Origin of the sequence: Sphingomonas sp. Leaf38 (assembly GCF_001421825.1) — a bacterium.
Classification (GTDB): Bacteria; Pseudomonadota; Alphaproteobacteria; order Sphingomonadales; family Sphingomonadaceae; genus Sphingomonas.
Genome location: NZ_LMLD01000011.1, coordinates 512,343 through 516,011, shown reverse-complemented (window position 1 = coordinate 516,011; position 3,669 = coordinate 512,343). Strand labels below are relative to the sequence as shown.

Here is a 3,669-nt window from a genome sequence, read left to right as displayed (position 1 = left end):
CCCACGCGATCGAGCCCGCGTAGAGCAGCCACATCGGCGTATCGAGCGCGCCGGCGATGTCGCTCCAGCCGACCAGCAACGCCCAGGAGAAGACGATCCCGAGCCAGGCCTGCGGCCACCAGGTGATGCGCTTCATGAACGGATAGGCGGCGACGGGGGCGAGGCTGGCGAGTGCGACGATCGCGGCGAAGAAGGTGAGTTGCAGCAGGACGGCGAACCCGATCAGGCACAGCACGGCGAGCCAGATCCAGGCGAGCTTGATCGAGACGAGCCCGCTGGGAATCGGGCGAGCCCGCGTGCGCGCGACCTGCGCGTCGAGGTCGCGATCAACGATGTCGTTGAACACGCAGCCGGCGCCGCGCATCGCGATGCTGCCGAGGAGGAGCCAGAGGATCAGGTCCCAGCGCTGCACCGCGCCGCCGGCGAGTGCGACGCCCCAGGCGCCGGGCCAGAACAGCAGCCACCAGCCGATCGGCCGATCGAAGCGCGCGAGCAACGCGAGGCCGCGGAGCGTCGGCGGGAGGCGTCCGACCAGCCCTCGGTGTTCGCTGTCGGGGACGATTTCCGCGTGGCTCGGCTTGGTCTGCATGGCGGAGGCGTAGGAAGACGGCGTTTGGCGCGCAAGCCTTTGCCAGCTAGGGTCGAGGGAGTGGCGCGTTCGGACCATCTCATATGATCGGCCTGTCGGTCGCGGTCGGCCGCTTCGTCGAGGCGTTGTTCTGGGGAATCTTCCGTGTCGCCGGGGCGGTTGCGGGGGTGCTGATCCTTGGCGTCGTCGCGGCGGTACTGGCGTGGGTGGTGGCGCGGAAGATGTGGATGCGCCGGAAGCGCTGATAGGCCGCTCTTCGTGGCGAAGGCCAGGGGCCGATCCTTGGTGGTTGATCAGTACGTGCCGCCCGCCAATTGGCTGATCTAAAGAATGATCCGCTCGAAACTCACTCGCCCGTCATCCTGACGAAAGTCAGGATCCAGAGTAACGGACGGCGCGCTCATGACTCTGGATCCTGACTTTCGTCAGGATGACGGAGCTTGGGTGTGGCCCTGCTTGCCTAGAACCGTCGGTTGGCGCTCTTGGACGATGACGACTGGCCCCGCCCGCGTTTCCTCCCCCTTGATCGCATGAGAATCTAAGGACCGCGGTTCGTTCGCGATCCTCCCCCGCCAGGGGGAGGTGGCGCCGGAGGCGACGGAGGGGGAGGATACGGAACCGTGGTTCGCCCTTTCCTCCTCCTCCGTCTGGCAAGGGCCAGCCACCTCCCCCTGGCGGGGGAGGATTGGGACTCGCGCTTTTGTAGCACGCGCGTCACCATGCCAGAGACCGCCGCTCGCTCGTGCTCCTCCCCCTTGCCGGGGAGGATTGGGTGGCAACTCTTGCGCGGCCCCTCCCCGTGCCGGTACGGATTTGCTAGGGCACTCGCATGCCCGCAACTCCCGCCTGGCCGCCGCAGTCCACGCCGCGCCTCTTCGTCGATACGCCGCTCGCGATCGGTCCGCTTCACGTCGATGGGCCGGCGGCGCATTATCTCGTCGGGGTGATGCGGATGAAGATCGGCGATCCGGTGAAGCTGTTCGACGACCGGACCGGCGAGTGGGTCGGAGTCGCGTCGAGCGTCGGCAAGCGCGATCTGGTGCTCGACGTCACCACGCTGCTGCGACCGCGCGAGGACGTACCCGATCTGTGGCTGTGTGCCGCGCCGCTGAAGAAGGGCCGCGTCGACTGGATGGCGGAGAAGGCGTGCGAGCTCGGCGTCGCGCGGCTGCAACCCGTCGTCACGCGGCGGACGATCGTCGACAAGCCCAATACCGAGCGGCTGCGGACGCAGATGATCGAGGCGGCCGAGCAATGCGGGCGGACCGCGCTGCCCGAGGTGACCGAGCCGGTGAAGCTTGCGGCGCTGCTGCGCGACTGGCCCGAGAACCGCGCGCTGTTCTTCGCCGACGAGACCGGCGGCGTGCCCGCGCTGGAGGCGATGCGCGCGCGGCCGGGGCCGGCGGCGATCCTGATCGGGCCGGAGGGCGGCTTCGATACCGACGAACGCGAGGCGATCCGCGCGCACCCGCAGGCCGTCGGGGTCGGGCTTGGGCCACGTATCCTGCGGGCGGAAACCGCAGCGGGTGCGGCCGTCGCGCTGTGGATGGCGGCGGCGGGCGACTGGCGCCGATAACAGGACCGGGGCGCAATACCTACCGATTGGTCCGAATCCCCCCTAGCGGGCTCGTTCATCGCCGCGTAAGGCGCGACAATGACGACGATACCCGCTCCGAAAAAGACCAGCCCGACGATCGAGTCGCGCGACCAGTTGATCGCCAGCTTCGCCAGCGGCGAAAAGCCCAAGGACGCATGGCGGATCGGCACCGAGCACGAAAAGTTCGTCTATGCGAATAGCGACCATCACGCGCCGTCCTATGACGAGGCGGGCGGCATCCGCGCGCTGCTCGGCGAGCTGGAGCAATATGGCTGGACGCCGGTCATGGAGGGCGGCCCCGATGGTACGCAGAACGCCATCGCGATGTCGGGCGCGGACGGCAGCATCAGCCTGGAGCCCGCGGGTCAGTTCGAGCTGTCGGGCGCGCCGCTCGATTCGCTGCACGAGACCTGCGCGGAGACCGGGCGTCACCTGGAACAGGTGAAGGCGGCGGGCGAGAAGCTCGGCATCGGTTTCCTCGGGCTCGGCATGTGGCCGGACAAGACGCGCGCCGAACTGCCGACGATGCCCAAGGGGCGCTATGCGATCATGCTGCGGCACATGCCGCGCGTCGGCAGCATGGGGCTCGACATGATGCTGCGGACCTGCACGATCCAGGTGAACCTGGATTACGCGTCCGAGGCGGACATGGTGAAGAAGTTCCGCGTCGGGTTGGCGCTCCAGCCGCTCGCGACCGCGCTGTTCGCGAACTCGCCGTTCACCGAGGGCAAGCCCAACGGCATGCTCTCGTATCGCAGCCATATCTGGTCGGACACCGATCCGCATCGCACCGGCATGCTGCCGTTCGTGTTCGAGGATGGCTTCGGCTATGAGCGTTATGCCGAGTACGCGCTCGATGTGCCGATGTACTTCGTCTACCGCGAGGGCAAGTATATCGACGCCGCCGGGCTGTCGTTCCGCGATTTCCTGAAGGGCGAATTGTCGGTGCTGCCGGGCGAGAAGCCGACGCTCGACGACTGGACTGATCACCTCTCGACCGCGTTCCCCGAGGTGCGGTTGAAGACCTTCCTCGAGATGCGTGGCGCGGATGGCGGGCCGTGGAACCGGATCTGCGCGCTGCCGGCGCTGTGGGTCGGGTTGCTGTACGATCAGGGTGCGCTCGATGCGGCGTGGGATCTGGTCAAGGACTGGACGATCGACGAGCGCCAGAGCCTGCGCGACGGTGTTCCGAAGCTCGGCCTGAATGCGCCGATCGCGGGCGGCGGCACGCTGCGCGATATCGCGGGTCAGGTTCTCGACATCGCCGGCGCAGGGCTGTCGGCGCGGGCGCGGTTCAACCGGGCGGGCGACAACGAGACCGGCTTCCTCGATCCGCTGCGCGAGATCGTCCGCAGCGGCAAGGTGCCGGCGGAGATGCTGCTCGACAAGTATCACGGCGTCTGGGGCGGCGACGTCTCGAAGGTCTACGACGAGTCCAGCTTCTAACGTCTCCCCTCCCGCTCGCGGGAGGGGTCGGGGGAGG

The 3,669-nt window shown here is 68.0% G+C and carries 4 protein-coding genes; 3 read left to right on the top strand and 1 reads right to left on the bottom strand.

The window, feature by feature from the left end:
* Positions 1-589, bottom strand: a 589-nt coding sequence (locus tag ASE88_RS19505; RefSeq protein WP_414893616.1) for a 4-hydroxybenzoate octaprenyltransferase, incomplete at its 3' end; no start/stop codon positions are given.
* An 83-nt stretch (positions 590-672) separates the two neighbouring features.
* On the opposite strand from ASE88_RS19505, the gene ASE88_RS19230 reads away from it, so the two are divergent.
* From ASE88_RS19230 to ASE88_RS09780, 3 genes are all read left to right on the top strand, one after another.
* The gene (locus tag ASE88_RS19230) at positions 673-834 is read left to right on the top strand and encodes a hypothetical protein (RefSeq protein ID WP_200910198.1); all 162 of its coding nucleotides are present in this window, start codon (positions 673-675) and stop codon (positions 832-834) included.
* Between the two features lie 584 nt (positions 835-1,418).
* Positions 1,419-2,165 carry a 16S rRNA (uracil(1498)-N(3))-methyltransferase gene (locus ASE88_RS09785; RefSeq protein WP_056477817.1) on the top strand — a complete coding sequence of 249 codons (747 nt, stop codon included), beginning with the start codon at positions 1,419-1,421 and terminating at the stop codon, positions 2,163-2,165.
* Between the two features lie 78 nt (positions 2,166-2,243).
* A complete protein-coding gene (locus ASE88_RS09780; protein WP_056477816.1) occupies positions 2,244-3,632 on the top strand; it encodes a glutamate--cysteine ligase in 1,389 nt (462 codons plus the stop codon).
* The last annotated feature ends 37 nt before the right edge of the window (positions 3,633-3,669 follow it).

Excerpts from the sequence above, each read along its gene's own strand:
- ASE88_RS19230 (WP_200910198.1), top strand. The coding sequence starts at position 673 with ATGATCGGCCTGTCGGTCGCGGTCGGCCGCTTCGTCGAGGCGTTGTTC.
- ASE88_RS09785 (WP_056477817.1), top strand. The coding sequence starts at position 1,419 with ATGCCCGCAACTCCCGCCTGGCCGCCGCAGTCCACGCCGCGCCTCTTC.
- ASE88_RS09780 (WP_056477816.1), top strand. The coding sequence starts at position 2,244 with ATGACGACGATACCCGCTCCGAAAAAGACCAGCCCGACGATCGAGTCG.